The 614-nt window shown below is 71.8% G+C and carries 1 protein-coding gene; it reads right to left on the bottom strand.

The genetic code is table 11. The features are described from left to right. The coding region (locus G7A99_RS23665) for a cobaltochelatase subunit CobN (protein ID WP_205600043.1) at positions 1–614 on the bottom strand (614 nt) is incomplete at both ends.

Below are 614 nucleotides of genomic sequence, written 5' to 3'. Positions count from 1 at the left end.
AGGAGGTTGCCGTTCAGGCCGTGGAAATTGCGCCCGGTGGGCAGGACGTCGGGGCTGCGGATGGGGTCGTTGCCCGGTCCCGGCGGTACGAAGTGTCCGTCGAGGGCGGCGAGCAGGGCCTCGCGCTCGTGCCGCGGGGAGGCGGTGAGCTCCGCGCGGGTGTCCGGGCTGGCGTCGTCGCCCATGGACTCGAGCATCATCGACACCGCGTCGTTGTCCCACTCGCGGCCGAAGATGTGCAGCCCCTCCGGCATGAACGATTCCTGCAGCGTGGTGAGGTAGTGGCCTACCTCGTGAACGAGGAGCGCCGGGTCCAGGGTGTCCAGATCGAAGGTTTCCGTGCCCCGCTCGGCGGCGATCTGCGCGGCGAGCTCGCCGCCGAGGTCGAGCTCGTCCAGCCGGGTGCGGATGCGCCGCACGGAGCGCTCCCGGGCGGGACTGCCCGGCTCGGCGGACTCGAAGGACTCCACCAGCTGGCGCAGCCCGAGCAGCTCGTCGTAGAGCGGTGTGGTCCGCAGCGGCGGGGTCAGGTGATCGACCATCACGGCGAGGCCGCGGCGCTTGGCCTGCAGGCCCTCGCCCACGCCGTCGACGATGTAGGGGTAGACCCCGGG

Source organism: Arhodomonas sp. KWT (genome assembly GCF_010993615.1).
The sequence above is the reverse complement of the archived record's forward strand: the minus strand, read 5'-3'. Positions and strand labels throughout refer to the sequence as shown.